Genomic DNA, 16318 nt, shown 5'->3' on the forward strand with positions numbered 1-16318 from the left:
ACCCCATGGTCGCCACCACCATCCACCTCATGCGGCACGGCGAGGTGCACAACCCCGAGGGCGTGCTCTACGGACGGCTCGACGGGTACCACCTGTCCGAGCGGGGCCGCGAGATGGCCGAGCGCGTCGCCGCGCACCTGGCCGGCACGCTCGACGGGCCGCGCCGCGACGTCACCGCCCTGTTCGCGTCGCCGCTGACGCGCGCCCAGGAGACGGTCGCCCCGATCGCCGAGGCGCTCGGCCTGCCCGTCACCACCGACGAGCGCCTGCTCGAGGCCGAGAACAAGTTCCAGGGCCTGACGTTCGGCGTCGGCGACGGCTCGCTGCGGCACCCGCGGCACTGGCCGCTGCTGGTCAACCCGTTCCGGCCGTCCTGGGGCGAGCCGTACCGGCAGCAGGTCGGCCGGATGCTCGCGGTGGTCGAGCGGGCCCGCGACGCCGCCCGCGGGCACGAGGCCGTGCTCGTCAGCCACCAGCTGCCGATCTGGGTCACCCGGCTCGCGCTGGAGGACCGCCGGCTCTGGCACGACCCGCGCCGCCGGCAGTGCTCGCTCGCGTCGCTGACCTCCCTGACCTACGAGGACGACCGCCTGGTGCGCATCGGCTACACCGAGCCCGCGGCCGACCTGCTGCCCGGGGCCTCGGCGGTGGCGGGCGCATGACGACCCGCAGCCGCGCCCGTCGCGCCGCCGCGACCGCCGTCGCGCTCGGCGCCGTCCTCGCGCTCGCCGCGTGCTCCGGCGGGGGCGACGGCACGGGCTCGGACACCGACGTCGCCGACCAGGGCTACGTCTCCGGCGACGGGTCGTTCACCCAGTGGGCGGTCGCCGACCGGCAGGGCCCCGTCGAGGTCGCCGGCACGGACTACGCCGGGGACGCCGTGGACATCGCGGACTGGCGGGGCGACGTCGTCGTGCTCAACACCTGGTACGCGGCGTGCCCGCCGTGCCGGGAGGAGGCGCCCGACCTCGTCGACATCGCGAACGAGTACGCGGACTCCGGCGTGCACCTGCTCGGCATCAACGGGGTCGACGACGCCGGGGCGGCCGAGCCGTTCCAGCAGAACTTCGACGTGCCGTACCCGAGCATCGACGACCGCGACAAGCACGCCATCGCGGCGCTGCAGGGCATCGTGCCGATCCAGGCGACGCCGACGACGGTCGTGCTCGACCGGGACGGCAAGGTCGCGGCGCGGATCGTCGGCCTGGCCGAGGGCTCGACGCTGCGCGCGCTGATCGACGAGGTGCTCGCCGAGGACGGCGGGGCCTCCGCGTGATGCTCGCCGACGTCGGGGACTCGTTCGCGCAGGCGGCCACCTCGGGCTCGCTGCTCGCGGCGGTCCCCGTGGCGCTGCTCGCGGGGCTGGTGTCGTTCGCCTCGCCCTGCGTGCTGCCTCTGGTCCCCGCCTACGTCGGCTACCTCGGCGGGATGTCCGCCGCCTCCGCGCCGGGGACCGCCCGGGCGCCGCGCGTGCGGGCCGCCGCGGCCGGCGCCGGCGCGACCACGCTCGACCTCGCGGGCGCGCTGCCGGCGCAGCCCGCGCTGACCCGGCCGGCGGCCGACGAGACCCCGGCGGCCCCGGCCGCCCCGTCCCGCGGCCGGCTCGTGCTCGGCGTCCTGCTGTTCGTCGCCGGCTTCACGGCGGTGTTCCTCGCCTACGGCTCGCTCGCCGGGTCGCTCGGCTCGTTCCTGCTGCGCTGGCAGGACCCGGTGTCCCGGGTGCTCGGGGTCGGCGTGCTCGTCATGGGCCTGGCGTTCCTCGGGCTCGTGCCGTTCCTGGAGCGGGACAGCCGCCGGGTGCTCGCGCCCCGCGCCGGCCTGTGGGGCGCGCCGGTGCTCGGCGTGACCTTCGGCATCGGCTGGACCCCATGCATCGGCCCGACGCTGGCCGCTATCCTCCTGCTCTCCCTCGACGGCGGGTCCGCCGGCCGCGGCGCGCTGCTCGCGCTCGCGTTCTGCGTCGGGCTCGGGCTGCCGTTCGTGCTCGTCGCGCTCGGCCTCCAGCGCAGCCGCCGCGCCCTCGACTGGCTCGCCCGGCACCGGCTCGCGGTGATGCGCGTCGGCGGCGCCCTCCTGCTCCTGCTCGGTGCCGCTCTGGTCACCGGCCTCTGGTCCGCGTGGGCGGGCTGGCTCCAGGGCCTGCTCACCGGCGCCGAGCCCTTCGTCCCGGCGGTGTGAGATGACGCGCGACCCCCAGACCACCGAGACCTCGCCCCGCGGGTACACCCCCGAGGGGCTCGAGGACGCGTTCAGCGCCGGGCAGCAGCCCCCGGCCGGCGGCCCGGGCGCACCCGGCGGCGCGTCGCCCCAGCTGCCGTCGCTCGGCGTCGTCGGCTGGCTGCGCTGGGCGTGGCGGCAGCTCACCTCGATGCGCGTGGCCCTGCTGCTGCTCATGCTGCTGGCCGTCGCGGCCGTCCCCGGCACGGTGTTCCCGCAGCGCGCCCAGGACCCCGACAAGGTCGCCACCTACCTGACCGACCACCCGGACCTCGGCCCGCTGCTCGACCGGCTGGGGTTCTTCGGCGTCTACTCGTCGGTCTGGTTCTCGGCGATCTACCTGCTGCTGTTCGTGTCGCTGGTCGGCTGCATCCTGCCGCGCAGCCGCACCCACCTGCGGGCGATGCGCGGCCGGCCGCCGCGCGCCCCGCGGCGGTTCGACCGGTTCCCCGCCCAGGCGTCCGCCGAGCTCGACGGCGCGCCGCAGGAGGTCGCCGAGCGCGCCGCCGCCGCCCTGGGCGGGCCGCGCTGGTGGCGCCGGTTCCGGGTCGACGTCCGGGACGAGGGTCGCGGCACCTGGAGCGTCGCCGCCGAGCGCGGGTACCTCCGCGAGACCGGCAACCTCGTGTTCCACCTGGCGCTGGTCGGCCTGCTCGTCTCCGTCGCGACCGGTCAGCTGCTGCACTACCGGGGCCAGGCGATCATCGTCGAGGGCCGCGCGTTCGCGAACACCCAGAGCGACTACGACACGTTCGAGTCGGGCTCCGGGTTCAGCGCGTCGTCGCTCGAGCCCTTCTCGATGCGCCTCGACTCCTTCGAGTCGTCCTTCGACCCCGACACCCTGCAGTCCCGGGACTTCACCGCGCACGTGACCATCACGGAGCCGGGGGCCGAGGGCGTCCAGGAGCAGATCAAGGTCAACCACCCGCTCGACATCGCGGACGCGAAGGTCTACCTGCAGGGCAACGGGTACGCGCCGCAGGTGACCGTGCGGGACCCCGACGGCGACGTGACGTTCTCGGGTGCCGTGCCGTTCCTCCCGCAGGACACCGTCTACACGTCGCAGGGCGTCATCAAGGTGCCGGACGTGACCTCGGGGCCGCAGATCGGCCTGCAGGGCGTGCTGCTGCCGACCGCCCAGCAGATCGGCGACGGCATCTACCGCTCCGTCGACCCGCAGCCCACCGACCCGCTGCTCGCCCTCGCGGTGTGGACCGGCGACCTCGGTCTGGACGACGGCGTCCCGCAGAACGTCTACCAGCTCGACGAGACCGGGCTGACCCAGGCGCTCGACGACGAGGGCCGGCCGGTCACGCTCTACCTGCGACCCGGCGAGACCGTCGACCTGCCCGACGGCCTGGGCACGCTGACGTTCGACGAGCTGCCGCGCTTCGTCGCGCTGGACCTCCGGCACGACCCGTCGCTCGCGTGGGTGCTGACGTTCTCGCTGCTGGCGTTCGCGGGGCTCGCGACGTCCCTGTTCGTGCCGCGCCGGCGGGTCTGGCTGCGGATGCGCGCGGGGGACGAAGGTCCCGGGTCAGGCCGTACAGTGGTCACCGCCGCCGCGCTGGCGCGCGGCGACGACGTGGGCCTGCAGGCGGAGCTCGACCGGGCGATGGACCGGCTCCGCGGAGCGGACGTCGACGGGCCCACCGGCCGGACCGGAAGGTAGAGGGACATGGCAATCGGCGACATCAGCACCCTGCTCGTGTGGGGAGCGGCGACCGCGTTCACGATCGCCCTGATCGCCTACACCTCGGCCCTGGCCCGGCTGGCGGACGCCGCGTCCACGGAGCACCGCGCCGAGCGCGCGGCCCGGGTCGCCGCCGCCAAGGAGGCGCGCGCCGCGGCCCGCGCGACCGTCGGCGCCGGCGGTCCGTCCGGCCTGGTGGTCCCGGCCGACGCGGACGACGAGCCGGCCGCCGCGCCGCGGTCCGGCCGGATCGACGACGCCGAGCCCGAGCGCCCCATGACGGCGCCTTCGGCCACGACCGGCATCGCCCGGACCACCACCTACCTCGGCATCCTGCTGCTCGGCGCCGGCATCGTGCTGCGCGGCGTCGCGGCCGGGCGCTGGCCGACGGCGAACATGTACGAGTTCACGCTCGTCGGCACGTTCGTCGCCGCCGTGGTGCTCGCGGTCGTGCAGCGGAAGCGGGTCATCCCGTTCCTCGGCGTCGTCGTCATGGGGATCGGCGTGCTGGCCCTGGCCCTCGGGCTGCTCGTGTTCTACGTCCAGGCCGACGCCGTGCAGCCCGCGCTGCAGAGCTACTGGCTGATCATCCACGTCGGCGTCGCCATCGCGGCGACCGGCATCTTCACCGTCGCGTTCGCCACCGCGGTCCTCCAGGTGCTGCAGGACGGCCGCGAGACCGGTCGCTCGCACCTCGACCACCCGTGGCGGTCGGCGGACGGCCTGCGCCGCTCGCTGGCCCGCTGGCGGGTCACCGGCCCGGCCTGGTCCTGGCTGCGCACGGTGCCGTCCGCCCGCCGGCTGGAGGCGCTGTCCTTCCGGCTCAACGCCATCGGCTTCGTCCTGTGGACGTTCACGCTCATCGGCGGCGCCATCTGGGCCGAGCACGCCTGGGGCCGGTACTGGGGCTGGGACCCCAAAGAGGTCGGCACCTTCGTCGCCTGGGTCGTGTACGCGGCGTACCTGCACGCGCGGACGACGCGCGGCTGGGCCGGGCGCAAGGCGGCGTACTTCGTCTACGTCGGCTACGCCGTGGTGCTCGCGAACTTCACCGTCGTGAACCTGTTCGTCACCGGCAAGCACTCCTACTCCGGCATCTGACCGCCCTCGCCGCCGGGGCGACCGCTCGGCGGGTGCGGCCCCGGTGACCCCAGGAGGGGACCGGGACGTTCCTCCGGTGGGTGCGTACGCGGTGTCCGCCCCAGGGGTCCCGGGTTCTGTCCGGTGGGTGCGTACGCGGTGTCCGCCCGGGGGTCCCGGGTTCTGTCCGGTGGGTGCGTACGCGGTGTCCGGTGGGAGAAGCGGGCCTGGTCCGGCGCGTGCGTACGCCTCGGTCACCGAGTACGCCGGGTACGCATGCTCGGATCGAACTTGCCGGCTCGGCTCGCGCGGCTCGGCTCGCGCGGCTCGGCTCGCCCGGCTCGCCGCGCTCGACCCGGTGGGCGTGCCGCGCGGTCAGCCGCGCGCGCCCTCGTCGGGGACGTCGCCGTTGCTGCCGTCCCCGGTGCCGCTCTCGCGCTCGCGTCGCCGGCGCTCCTGGTCGAGGCGCCACAGGAACTCGGGGTCGTCGTCGGGCGCGACCGGGCCGGGGCGGCGGGGGGCGGGACGGCCGGGGCTGCCGGACCCGCCGGGGCGGCGGCCCTGGGCGGGGCCGGCGCCGCCGGTCGCGGGCTGGGCGCGGCTGGTGAGGATCCACACGAGCGGGCCGGCGATCGGCACCAGCGCGATGAGGAACCACGCGCCCTTCGGGAGGCCGCGGCGGGCGCGCTCGTCGCTCGTGGCGATGTCGGCGAGGGCGTACACCGCCAGGCCGATGATCACGAGGAAGAAGAGCGCGCGTGCCATGCTCCACCCTAACCAGAGGGCGCACGCGCACCCCGCCCCGGGCCGGGTGATCGCCCGAACGGGCACGAGGTCGTCACATCCGGCCGCACAGCGGGCGTCCCGGCTCGGACCGTCCCGGCGATCGGCCTACCCTGGACCCGTGCCCGTCGTGACCTACTCGCTGCTCCGCCTCGCCCTGTTCGTCGTCTGCCTGGTCGGCCTCGTGCTCGCCGGCACCGGCTGGCTGCTGGGCGTGGTCGGCGCGGCGCTGCTCGCGGCGCTGCTGTCCTACGTGCTGCTCCGCGGCCCGCGCGACCGGGCGGCGCTGTGGCTGCAGGCCCGGTCCGACGCGCGCGGCGACCGTCCGCGGCTGTCCCGCACCGCCACCGCGGACGCCGCGGAGGAGGACGCCGCGGTCGAGGCCGCCGAGCGCGAGGCCCGCGCCGACGGCTAGAGCGCCAGGCCCAGGCCCAGCAGGACGCCGAACGCCAGCTCGTACATGCCGGTCCCCGCGAGGACCGGCACCAGCGCGATGCCGCGCGCGCCGACCAGCACCGTGAACGCCAGGACGCCCGCGGGCAGCGCCAGCAGCATGACGATCAGCGCCCACGGGTTCGCCAGGGCGCACAGGACGCCGAGCAGCACGGGCAGCACGACCATGACCGCGTAGGCGCGGCGGGCGCGGTGCTCGCCGAGCCGCACCGCGAGGGTGCGCTTGCCGACCAGGGCGTCGGTCGGGATGTCGCGCAGGTTGTTGACCATGAGCAGCGCGCAGGCGATCAGGCCGACCGCGACGGCGCCGACCCACGCGGGCCAGGTCAGGGTGCCGGACTGGGTGTAGGTGGTGCCGAGCACCGCGACCAGGCCGAAGAACACGAAGACGCCGACCTCGCCGAGGCCGAGGTAGCCGTACGGGCGCCGGCCGCCGGTGTAGAACCAGGCCGCCGCGACGCACAGGGCGCCGATCGCGAGCAGCCACCACTGGCCGCTCAGCGCGACGAGCCCGAGGCCGAGCAGGCCCGCGACGCCGAACGCCGCGAACGCCGCGGCCTTGACCTGCTTCGGGAAGGCCGCGCCGCTGGCGGTCAGGCGCATGGGGCCGACGCGGTCGGCGTCGGTGCCGCGGACGCCGTCGGAGTAGTCGTTGGCGTAGTTGACGCCGACCTGGAGCGCGAGGGCCACGCCCAGCGCGAGCAGCGCGCGCCCGAGGTGCGCCGCCTCGATCTGCGCGGCGGCGCCGGTGCCGACCAGCACGGGGGCGGCGGCGGCGGGCAGGGTGCGCGGGCGTGCTCCGGCGACCCACTCGGCGGCGGTGGCCATGGTGCTCCTGTCGTGGGGCCGCGGCGTGGGGCCGCGGCGGGTGGTTCGGCGTGCAGCGACGGTAACCCGGAACGCGGACCGGGCACGCACCGCGTGAGGGTCAGGGCGCCGCGTCGCCGGCGGCGGTGGTCCGGCCGAGCGCACGGGCCGCGAGGTCGGCCGCCCCCCGCCGGTCGGGCTTGCCCGGGCCGCGCAGCGGCAGCGCCCGGACGGTGACGAGGTGCCGGGGCGCGGCCGGCCCGCCCAGCGCCGCCGCCGCGGCGTCCCGGAGGTCGGCGAGCTCCGGCGCGGGCGCGCCCGCCGCGGGGACGACCACGGCGACCAGCGCCTGGCCCCACTCGGGGTCCGGCACGCCGACGACGAGCACCTCGCCGACCCCGGGCAGCCCCGCGAGCACCCGCTCGACGGCCGCGGGCGGCACCTTGACCCCGCCGGTGACCAGCACGTCGTCGGCGCGGCCGAGGACCTCGAGCCGACCGTCGTCGCCCCACCGGCCGAGGTCGCTGGTGCGCAGCCAGCGGGTGCCGTCCCGGACCTCGAACAGCTCGGCGTCCAGGTCCGGGCGCCCGCGGTAGCCGGCGGCGAGCACGGGTCCGGCGATCCGCACCCGGCCGTCGTCGGGGTCCAGGTCGACCGTCACCCCGTCGAGGGGGACGCCGTCGTAGACGCAGCCGCCGCACGTCTCGGACATGCCGTACGTGGTCACGACCCGCGCACCCGCGGCCCGGGCCGCGTCGAGCAGTCCCGACGGCGTGGCTGCCCCGCCGAGCAGCACCGCGTCGAAGGCGGCGAGCGCGTCCCGCCCGGGCGCCGAGTCGAGCAGGCGGTGCACCTGGGTCGGGACGAGCGAGGTGTACCGCGGGCCGTCGGCGGCCGGCATCCGCGCCACCGCGGCGGCGAACGCGTCCGGCCGGAACGGCGCCGCCAGCACGGCCGGCTCCGTCTCGGCGAGGAGGGACCGGACCAGCACCTGGAGGCCCGCCACGTGCGCGGGCGGGAGCGGCAGCAGCCAGCGGCCGGGGCCGGCGAGCCGGGACTCGGTCGCCCTGCCGGAGGCGCGCAGGGCGGCCGCGGTGAGCATCACCTCCCGCGGGGCGCCGGTGGACCCGGAGGTGCGCACGAGCAGCGCCACGTCGTCGGGGACCTCGCCCGCGACCTCCCCGGCGTGCCCGGCGTCGCCTGCGTCGGGCGCCTCGACCGGCAGCACCGCCGGGCCGGTGCCGTCCAGGGCGGCGGCGAGGGCGGCGGTGAGCGCCGGCACCGTGGTCGGGGAGGCGGGGACCACGCGGACGGGACGGCTCACCCGGCCAGGGTAGGTCCGCCCGTAGAGTGGCGCGGGACGCGCGGCGGGGAGCCGCCGCGCACGCAGGCGGCACGGAAGGGTCGAGATGGTTCACAGCACGAGGCGGGGGCTGCGGCGCGCCGCCGCGGCCGTCGTCGCCACGACCCTCCTGGTCGCCGGCTGCTCGCAGGGGCAGGACCCGGCGCCGGAGGCCGCCACGGTCGCCCCGACCCTCGAGCCGCAGAAGGCCGCCGCGCCTGACCCCGTGGTCGCGCCGACCTGGCCGCTGACCGGCGTGGCGGGCGAGCCCGTGAACCGGCCGGCGCTCGCGGTCAAGATCGAGAACACCGCGACCGCGCGCCCGCAGTCCGGCCTGGACCAGGCGGACGTCGTCTGGGAGACGATCGTCGAGTTCGAGGTGTCCCGGTTCGTCGCCGTGTGGCACTCGCAGGTGCCCGAGGAGCTCGGCCCGGTCCGCTCGGTCCGCCCGATGGACCCGGACATCGTCTCGCCGATGAACGGCCTGCTGACGTTCTCCGGCGGCCAGCCCGGCATCCTCGACCTGGTCGCGGCGAGCCCCGTGCAGGTCATCAGCCACGACGCCGGTGCGGCGGGGCTGTACCGGATCTCGTCGCGCTCGGCCCCGCACAACGTGTACGCCGACCCGGCCGCGCTCTGGGCGCAGGCCGACGCGAACCACCAGAGCAGCCCGGGCGAGCAGTTCGCGTTCGCCCGGACCGCGGAGCGAGCGACCGCCGTCGCCGCGGGCACCCCGGCGACGACCCTGGCGTTCGACCTGTCCAGCCAGTCGAAGCCCTCGTGGACGTGGAACGGGACGGTCTGGGAGCGGTCGGAGGGCTCGACGCCTGCGGTGGCCGCCTCGGGCGCCCGGCTGTCGGCGACCAACGTCGTGTCGATCGTGGCCGACCACCCGGGCACCCCCTTCGGGGCGCAGAACGGGGCGGTCGTGCCGACCTACACCCTCGTCGGCTCGGGCGAGGGCACGCTCGCGACCGGCGGGAAGACGATCCCGGTGCGCTGGCAGAAGGACTCCCGCGACGCCCCGATGCAGCTGTTCACCGCCGACGGCGCGCCCGCGCTGCTCGCGCCGGGCAACACCTGGGTGGAGCTGGTGCCCGCCGGGACCGGGTCGCTCGCGATCTCCTGACCGGCGCACCCGGGCCGGTCGCCCGGCCCGGGGCGTCGACCGTCAGAACGCGTAGGGGAACCGGCTCCAGTCCGGGTCGCGGCGCTCCAGGAACGCGTCCCGGCCCTCGACGGCCTCGTCCGTCATGTACGCCAGCCGGGTCGCCTCGCCCGCGAACACCTGCTGGCCCGCGAGGCCGTCGTCCGCCAGGTTGAACGCGAACTTCAGCATCCGGATCGCCTGCGGCGACTTGGTGGCGATGATCCGCGCGTACTCCAGCGCGGCGTCCTCGAGCCCGGCGTGGTCGACGACGTCGTTGACCGCGCCCCAGGCGTAGGCCTGCTCGGCGGAGTACTCGCGCGCCAGGAAGAAGATCTCCCGCGCCCGCTTCTGCCCGGTCTGCCGGGCGAGCAGCGCCGAGCCGTACCCGCCGTCGAACGACCCGACGTTGGCGTCGGTCTGCATGAACCGCGCGTGCTCGCGGGACGCGATCGTCAGGTCGGCGACCACGTGCAGCGAGTGCCCGCCGCCCGCGGCCCAGCCGTTCACGACCGCGACGACGACCTTCGGCATCGTCCGGATGAGGCGCTGCACCTCGAGGATGTGCAGCCGCCCGGCGCGGGCCGGGTCGATCGCGTCGGCGGTCTCGGCCCCGGTCGAGCCGGTGTACCGGTAGCCGTCGCGCCCGCGGATGCGCTGGTCGCCGCCGGAGCAGAACGCGTAGCCGCCGTCCTTGGGGCTCGGTCCGTTGCCGGTGAGCAGCACGGTGCCGACGTCGGAGGTCATCCGGGCGTGGTCGAGCACCCGGTACAGCTCGTCGACGGTGTGCGGCCGGAAGGCGTTGCGCACCTCGGGCCGGTCGAACGCGACGCGCACCACGGGCAGGTCCCGCACGCCGTCCGCCGACCGGGCGACGCCCCGGTGGTACGTGAGGTCGGCGAGGTCCTCGAAGCCGGTGACCGTGCGCCAGCGGCTCGGGTCGAAGGTGTCGGAGACGCGCGGGGGCAGCGGGGCGGCGGCGGGGTCGGTCACGGAGCCCAGCGTAGGGCGGGACGCCGAGGCGGAATTCTGGTACGCTCGTACCAGAAACGGGCGCGGGACGGCGGATGCTGCCACCCGGCGCGCCCGGTCCCGGGGGAGGGATCACCCATGGCGTGGGTCGTGCTCGTCGTGTCCGGACTGCTCGAGGCGGGCTGGGCGCTGAGCCTCAAGGCGTCGGACGGCTTCACCAGGCTGTGGCCGAGCGTGTCGTTCGCGGTGCTGGCGGTGCTGTCGTTCGCCGGCCTCAGCTGGGCGCTCCGGTCGCTGCCGGTGGGCGCCGCGTACGGCGTGTGGGTCGGCATCGGGGCGGCCACGACGGCGGTCCTGGCGATCGTGCTGTTCGGCGAGTCGGTGTCGGTGCTCAAGGTCGTGTCGCTCGTGCTGATCGTGGCGGGCGTGGTCGGGCTGAACCTGTCGGGCGGCGGGCACTGATGACCCCGGGCGCGCCCGGTGCCGCGGGCGGCACCGCCAAGGGCGTGCGGCGCCGCGCCGAGCTCGCCCGGGCCGCCGCCGACCTGGTCCGCGAGGACGGCCCGGCGGCGCTCAGCCACCGGGCCGTCGCGGCCCGCGCGGGGCTGTCGCTGTCGGCGACGACGTACTACTACGCCGGGCTGGACGACCTCGCGGCCGCGGCGGGCGCGGCCCTGGTCGACGCGTGGGTCGCCCACGCGGACGGGGTGCTCGCGCAGGTCCGGGCCCGTGCCGGCGGGGTCGCCGTCGAGGACCCCGCCGCCGTCGTGGTCGACGCCGTGCTGCCGCCCGGCGACGACGCGGCCGTGCGCGCCCACTACGAGCAGCTGCTCGCGGCGGGCCGGGTCCCGGCGCTCGCGGCGGCGCTCGGAGCGGGCCGGGCCCGGCTGGACGTGGTGCTCGCGGCGCTGCTGGCCGAGCTGCGGCTGCCCGTGCCCGCGGCGGTCGCGCTCGGGGTGGTCGACGGGGCCGTGGTCGCGGCGACGAGCGAGGGCCGCCCGGTCCGCGACGCCGCCCGCGACCTGCTGCTCGCCGTGCTCGGTGCGCGCGAACCTCTACGCTGAGCCGCGTGCACGTCTACGCGATCCCCCTGCGGACGCGCTTCCGCCGGATCACGGTGCGCGAGGGCGTGCTCGTCCGCGGCGAGGCCGGCTGGGGCGAGTTCAGCCCGTTCTGGGACTACGACGCCACGGAGTCCGCGGCCTGGTGGCGCGCGACCCGGGAGGCGGCGGACCTCGGGTTCCCGGAGCCCGTCCGCGACCGCGTCCCGGTGAACGTCACCGTCCCGGCCGTCGGACCGGACGCCGCGCGGCGGATCGTGCTCGCGTCGGGCGGTTGCACCACCGCCAAGGTCAAGGTCGCCGAGCCCGGCCAGGGCGCCGCGGAGGAGGCCGACCGGCTGGCCGCCGTCCGCGAGGCGCTCGGCCCCGGCGGCGCGATCCGGGTCGACGCGAACGCCGCCTGGGACGTCGACACCGCCGTGGAGCGGCTCAAGGTCCTCGACCGCGCCGCCCGCGGGCTCGAGTACGCCGAGCAGCCGGTCGCGTCCGTGCGCGACCTCGCCCGCGTGCGCCGGTCGACCCACGTGCCGATCGCGGCCGACGAGTCGATCCGCCGCGCCGAGGACCCGCTCGCGGTGGTCCGCGCCGAGGCCGCCGACGTCGTGGTGCTCAAGGTGCAGCCGCTCGGCGGCGTGCGCGCCTGCCTGGACCTCGCCGAGCGGGTCGGCCTGCCGGTCGTCGTGTCCTCGGCGCTGGAGTCGTCGGTCGGGCTGGCGGCGGGCGTGGCGCTCGCGGCCGCGCTGCCGGAGCTGCCGTACGCGTGCGGGCTCGCGACCGCCCAGCTGCTCTCCGACGACGTCGCCGACCCCCCGCTGCTGCCCGTCGACGGGGCCCTGCCCGTCGCGGCGGCGCGCGCGGTCGTCCCGACGGACGAGCGGCTCGCCGCCACGGAGGCCGACGCGGCGACCGCTGCGCGCTGGGCGGAGCGGCTGGCCGCGGTGCGGGCGGTGTCGCGGTGACGGCCCCGGCCGTCGGCGGCGGGCCGCGCGGGCCGGTGCGCGGCGCACCCGCCGCGCAGGCCGCGCGGGTCCTGGTCCAGGAGCTCGCCGCCCACGGCGTGCGGGACGTCGTCCTGGCCCCCGGTTCGCGCAGCGCCCCGCTGGCCTACGCGCTCGCCGAGGCCGCCCTGCCCGACGCGGAGCGCCCGGCCGGTGCCCCGGCGGTCCGGCTGCACGTGCGGGTCGACGAGCGGGACGCCGCGTTCCTCGCGCTCGGGCTCGCCCGGGCCGCGGCGGCGGAGGGCGAGCCGCGCGCGGTGGCCGTCGTCACCACGTCCGGCACCGCCGTCGCGAACCTGCACCCGGCGGTGCTGGAGGCGCACCACGCGGGCGCCCCGCTGCTGCTGCTCACGGCCGACCGCCCGCACGAGCTGCGCGGCACCGGCGCCAACCAGACCACCGTGCAGCCGGGGATCTTCGGCGCCGCGACCCGGCTCGAGGCCGACGTCCCCGCGCCGTCCGGCCGCGCCGGGGAGGACCGCGACCTGCGGCACCTGGTCTCCCGCGCCGTCGCGGCGGCGCTCGGCTCCCGCACCGGTGACCCCGGTCCCGTGCACCTGGACCTCGCGTACCGCGAGCCGCTGGTGCCCGGGCCGGAGCCGTGGCCCGCCGACGGCGCGGCCGGGCGGGTCGTCGTCCCGCCGCGGCCCGTCGCCGCACCCGCCGCGGGCGACCCCGGCGTCCCCGCCCGCGCGGACCTGCCCGGCCCCGTCGTGGTCGTCGCGGGCGACGGCGCCGGCCCGGTGGCCCGCCGGCTGGCGGAGGCCGCGGGCTGGCCGCTGCTCGCGGAGCCGTCCTCCGGCGCCCGGGGCGGCCCGCACGCGCCCGCGACCTACCGGGTGCTCCTCGGCGACCCCGCCCTGGGCGGCCGGGTCCGCTCCGTGGTGCTGCTGGGCCGCCCGACGCTCACCCGGCCCGTGTCGGCGCTGCTCGCGCGGGACGACGTCGACCTGACCGTGGTCGCCCCAGCGGGCTCGGGCTGGCCGGACGCCGGCCGTGCCGCCGACCGGGTGCTCACCCGCGTGCCCGACGCCTGGTTCGACGGGCCGGCCGACGACCCCGCGTGGCTCGCCGCGTGGCAGCGCGCCGACGCCGCCGCCGGTGCCGCGGTGGACGCCGCGCTGGACGACGACCCCGCCGCCCCGCCCACCCGGGCGACCCCGCCGCTCACCGGACCGCGTGCCGTGCGGGCCGTCGCGGAGGCGTCGCTGCCCGGCGACGTGCTCGTCGTCGGCTCGTCGAACCCCGTGCGGGACCTGGACCTGGTCGCCCGCTGGGCGGAGCCGCCGCTCGTGCTCGCCAACCGCGGGCTTGCCGGCATCGACGGGATGCTGTCCACCGCCGCCGGGGTCGCGCTCGGCCTGCCGCGCCGCCGCGTGCGCGCGCTGGTGGGCGACCTGACGTTCCTGCACGACGTCGGCGGCCTGCTGCGGCTGACCACCGAGCCCGAGCCCGACCTCCAGGTCGTGGTGCTGAACGACGCGGGCGGGTCGATCTTCGCGACCCTCGAGCACGGGGCGCCCGAGCGCGCCCGCACCTTCGAGCGGGTGTTCGGCACGCCGCACGACGTCGACGTCGCCGCCCTGTGCGCGGGGTACGGCGTGCGGCACGTGCGGGTCTCGGACGAGGCCGCGCTCGCCGCCGCGCTCGCGGCGCCGGGTCGGGGGACCTCCGTCGTCGAGGTCCGGGTCGACCGCGCCGACCGGCGGGCGCTGGGGGAGCGACTGGCGGCGGCGGCCCGGGACGCCGCGCGCGCCGCGCTGGACGGTGGCGCCACCGGCTGACGGGGTGCGACCCGCCGCGGACCACGTCATCGTGGATTCGCAGCGGACTCCCAGGTTCTGCCGAGCATCGCTCCAGTTCCAGGGAGTCTGATGGTCGGCAAGAAGGAGGTACACCCCATGAGCAGCAGCACCCCCGAGGGTCCGCGCGACGCCCAGGGCGCGCCGGAGCCGCAGCGCACCGAGGACGGCACCGCTGCGACCGAGGCCGTCCCCGCCACGCCGACGACCGACGTGACGCCGTCCGCCGACGAGACGCAGCGCATCGCCCCGGCGCCCACCCAGCAGCTCCCGCAGACCCCGGCGCAGCCCGCGACCCCGGCCGCGCCCGGCGCCCCGCAGCAGCCGTACCAGCACGCCGCGCCGCAGCAGCCGGCCGCGCAGCCGCAGCACCCCGGTGCCCCGGCGCCGCAGCAGCCGCGCTACGGCCAGTACGCGCCGCAGCAGGGCCCGGCGCAGGCGCACCAGCAGCCGGCGGCGCACCAGCAGCCCGCCGGTCCGCAGCAGCACGCCCCGCAGCACGGGCACGACCCGCTGGCGGCGTTCCGCGCCCCCGCCGGCCCCGGCGCCCAGCTGCCGGGTGGTCCCCAGGGCCCGCACGGTCCCCAGGGCCCCACCGGCGGCCCCGAGTACCCCGCCGCCTTCGGTGCCCCGGGCGAGCCCGGCGGCGCCCCCGCCCGCACCCGGACCGCGCGCGACCGCATCTGGCTGCCCGTGGCCAGCGTCGGCGTCGCCGCCGCGGTCCTGGCGAGCCTCGGCACGGCCGCGCTGACCGGCGCGTTCGAGAACGACGGCTCCTCCCGCGCGGCGAGCATCGCCTCGATCGGCCAGAGCAGCAACGACAGCGTCCCGGTCTCCGGCTCCACGTCGGACAACCCCGACTGGCAGGCGGTCGCGTCCGCCGTCAAGGACTCCGTGGTCGCGATCACCGTCACCACCAGCCAGGGCGAGGCCCAGGGCTCCGGCGTGATCGTTGACACCGAGGGCCACGTCGTCACCAACAACCACGTGGTCTCGGGGGCGCAGGACGGCAAGGTCCAGGTCACGCTGACCGACGGCCGGATCTTCACGGCCGACGTCGTCGGCACCGACCCCACCACGGACCTCGCGGTCGTGAAGCTGCAGGACGCGCCCGACGACCTCAAGCCCGCCGCGCTCGGCGCCTCCGCCGACGTGACGGTCGGCGACCCGGTCATGGCCGTCGGCAACCCGCTCGGCCTGGCGAACACCGTGACCACCGGCATCGTCTCGGCGGTCGACCGCCCGGTGTCGACCACCGAGGACGGCAGCAACGAGGCCGTGGTCACGAACGCGATCCAGATCGACGCGGCCGTGAACCCCGGCAACTCGGGTGGCCCGCTGTTCGACGCGCAGGGTCAGGTCATCGGCATCACCTCGTCGATCGCCACCACGTCGAGCCAGTCCGGCTCGATCGGCCTCGGCTTCGCGATCCCCGTGGACCTCGCGGACATGATCGCCGGCCAGCTGATCGAGGACGGCACCGCGGAGCACGCGTTCCTCGGCGTCGGGCTGACCGACAACACGGCGACCGCCGACGGCGTCACCCGCGCCGGCGCGGAGGTGCAGAGCGTGACCTCCGGCTCGCCCGCCGCGGACGCCGGCGTGCAGCAGGGCGACGTCATCGTGGCGATCGACGGCAAGGCCGTCGGCGGCGCCGAGTCGCTCACCGGCTACGTCCGGGCCTACGCCTCGGGCGACAAGGTCACCCTGACCCTGGTGCGCGACGGCAAGTCCCTCGACGTGGACGTCACGCTCGCGGTGCGCCAGGAGACGACGTCGAGCGACTCCGGCTCGGGCGGCTCGGGCAGCACCGACCCGCGGAACATGACCCCGGACGAGCTCTGGCAGTGGTTCCAGCAGCAGCAGGGCGGCGGTCAGAACTGACGCCGGCCCCACGACGGCCCCTCGGGCGGGATATCCCCTGCCCCGCCCGACGGGCACGGGGGCGGCGGGCCCGCACCTC

At 77.2% G+C, this 16318-nt stretch carries 16 protein-coding genes; 12 read left to right on the forward strand and 4 right to left on the reverse strand.

Going from position 1 to position 16318, the window contains the following annotated elements; all coding sequences use genetic code 11:
- The first annotated feature begins 5 nt into the window (after positions 1-5).
- The 5 genes from FKM96_RS11700 to ccsB are packed head-to-tail and all read left to right on the forward strand — an operon-like array spanning position 6 to position 5011.
- Complete coding sequence (locus FKM96_RS11700) at positions 6-662, forward strand: histidine phosphatase family protein (RefSeq protein WP_147795376.1); 657 nt, start codon at positions 6-8, stop codon at positions 660-662.
- The gene (locus FKM96_RS11705) at positions 659-1276 is read left to right on the forward strand and encodes a TlpA disulfide reductase family protein (RefSeq protein WP_147795377.1); all 618 of its coding nucleotides are present in this window, start codon (positions 659-661) and stop codon (positions 1274-1276) included. Before FKM96_RS11700 ends, FKM96_RS11705 begins: the two co-directional genes overlap by 4 nt.
- A complete protein-coding gene (locus tag FKM96_RS11710; protein WP_147795378.1) occupies positions 1276-2178 on the forward strand; it encodes a cytochrome c biogenesis CcdA family protein in 903 nt (300 codons plus the stop codon). Before FKM96_RS11705 ends, FKM96_RS11710 begins: the two co-directional genes overlap by 1 nt.
- 1 nt (position 2179) lies before the next feature.
- Entirely contained in the window at positions 2180-3889 is a 1710-nt protein-coding gene (locus FKM96_RS11715) for a cytochrome c biogenesis protein ResB (RefSeq protein WP_147795379.1), read from the forward strand.
- 6 nt (positions 3890-3895) lie between these two features.
- Positions 3896-5011, forward strand: coding sequence for a c-type cytochrome biogenesis protein CcsB (gene ccsB, locus FKM96_RS11720; protein WP_147795380.1), 1116 nt, complete (start codon positions 3896-3898; stop codon positions 5009-5011).
- A gap of 354 nt (positions 5012-5365) precedes the next feature.
- On the opposite strand, the gene FKM96_RS11725 is transcribed toward ccsB, so the two are convergent.
- Positions 5366-5755, reverse strand: a complete 390-nt coding sequence (locus tag FKM96_RS11725; RefSeq protein WP_147795381.1) for a PLD nuclease N-terminal domain-containing protein — start codon at positions 5753-5755, stop codon at positions 5366-5368.
- A gap of 139 nt (positions 5756-5894) precedes the next feature.
- Between FKM96_RS11725 and FKM96_RS11730 the strand changes: the two genes are divergently transcribed.
- Positions 5895-6188: a DUF4229 domain-containing protein gene (locus FKM96_RS11730; protein ID WP_147795382.1), complete on the forward strand. Its 294-nt coding sequence runs from the start codon at positions 5895-5897 to the stop codon at positions 6186-6188.
- On the opposite strand, the gene FKM96_RS11735 is transcribed toward FKM96_RS11730, so the two are convergent.
- Positions 6185-7054 (reverse strand): 1,4-dihydroxy-2-naphthoate polyprenyltransferase, encoded by an 870-nt coding sequence (locus FKM96_RS11735; protein ID WP_147795383.1) that lies wholly within the window; start codon positions 7052-7054, stop codon positions 6185-6187. The genes FKM96_RS11730 and FKM96_RS11735 overlap by 4 nt on opposite strands.
- Before the next feature lie 100 nt (positions 7055-7154).
- Positions 7155-8357: an o-succinylbenzoate--CoA ligase gene (gene menE, locus FKM96_RS11740; RefSeq protein WP_147795384.1), complete on the reverse strand. Its 1203-nt coding sequence runs from the start codon at positions 8355-8357 to the stop codon at positions 7155-7157.
- A gap of 85 nt (positions 8358-8442) precedes the next feature.
- On the opposite strand from menE, the gene FKM96_RS11745 reads away from it, so the two are divergent.
- On the forward strand, positions 8443-9504 hold the full coding sequence (locus tag FKM96_RS11745; protein ID WP_147795385.1) for a DUF3048 domain-containing protein: 1062 nt from the start codon (positions 8443-8445) through the stop codon (positions 9502-9504).
- A gap of 42 nt (positions 9505-9546) precedes the next feature.
- Here the strand turns inward: FKM96_RS11745 and FKM96_RS11750 are convergent, their stop codons facing one another.
- Entirely contained in the window at positions 9547-10515 is a 969-nt protein-coding gene (locus FKM96_RS11750; RefSeq protein WP_147795386.1) for a 1,4-dihydroxy-2-naphthoyl-CoA synthase, read from the reverse strand.
- 117 nt (positions 10516-10632) lie between these two features.
- Between FKM96_RS11750 and FKM96_RS11755 the strand changes: the two genes are divergently transcribed.
- The 5 genes from FKM96_RS11755 to FKM96_RS11770 all read left to right on the forward strand — a co-directional run bounded on the left by FKM96_RS11755 (position 10633) and on the right by FKM96_RS11770 (position 16239).
- Positions 10633-10956 carry a multidrug efflux SMR transporter gene (locus FKM96_RS11755; protein WP_147795387.1) on the forward strand — a complete coding sequence of 108 codons (324 nt, stop codon included), beginning with the start codon at positions 10633-10635 and terminating at the stop codon, positions 10954-10956.
- Positions 10956-11558 carry a TetR family transcriptional regulator gene (locus tag FKM96_RS20700; RefSeq protein WP_168216966.1) on the forward strand — a complete coding sequence of 201 codons (603 nt, stop codon included), beginning with the start codon at positions 10956-10958 and terminating at the stop codon, positions 11556-11558. The genes FKM96_RS11755 and FKM96_RS20700 overlap by 1 nt, the downstream gene beginning before the upstream one ends.
- A 5-nt stretch (positions 11559-11563) precedes the next feature.
- Complete coding sequence (locus FKM96_RS11760; RefSeq protein WP_246854948.1) at positions 11564-12514, forward strand: o-succinylbenzoate synthase; 951 nt, start codon at positions 11564-11566, stop codon at positions 12512-12514.
- Positions 12511-14337, forward strand: a complete 1827-nt coding sequence (menD, locus tag FKM96_RS11765; protein ID WP_246854949.1) for a 2-succinyl-5-enolpyruvyl-6-hydroxy-3-cyclohexene-1-carboxylic-acid synthase — start codon at positions 12511-12513, stop codon at positions 14335-14337. Before FKM96_RS11760 ends, menD begins: the two co-directional genes overlap by 4 nt.
- A 117-nt stretch (positions 14338-14454) precedes the next feature.
- Entirely contained in the window at positions 14455-16239 is a 1785-nt protein-coding gene (locus FKM96_RS11770) for a trypsin-like peptidase domain-containing protein (protein ID WP_210417263.1), read from the forward strand.
- Positions 16240-16318 lie beyond the last annotated feature (79 nt).

The organism is Cellulomonas sp. Y8 (assembly GCF_008033115.1).
In the GTDB taxonomy this organism is placed as follows: domain Bacteria; phylum Actinomycetota; class Actinomycetes; order Actinomycetales; family Cellulomonadaceae; genus Cellulomonas.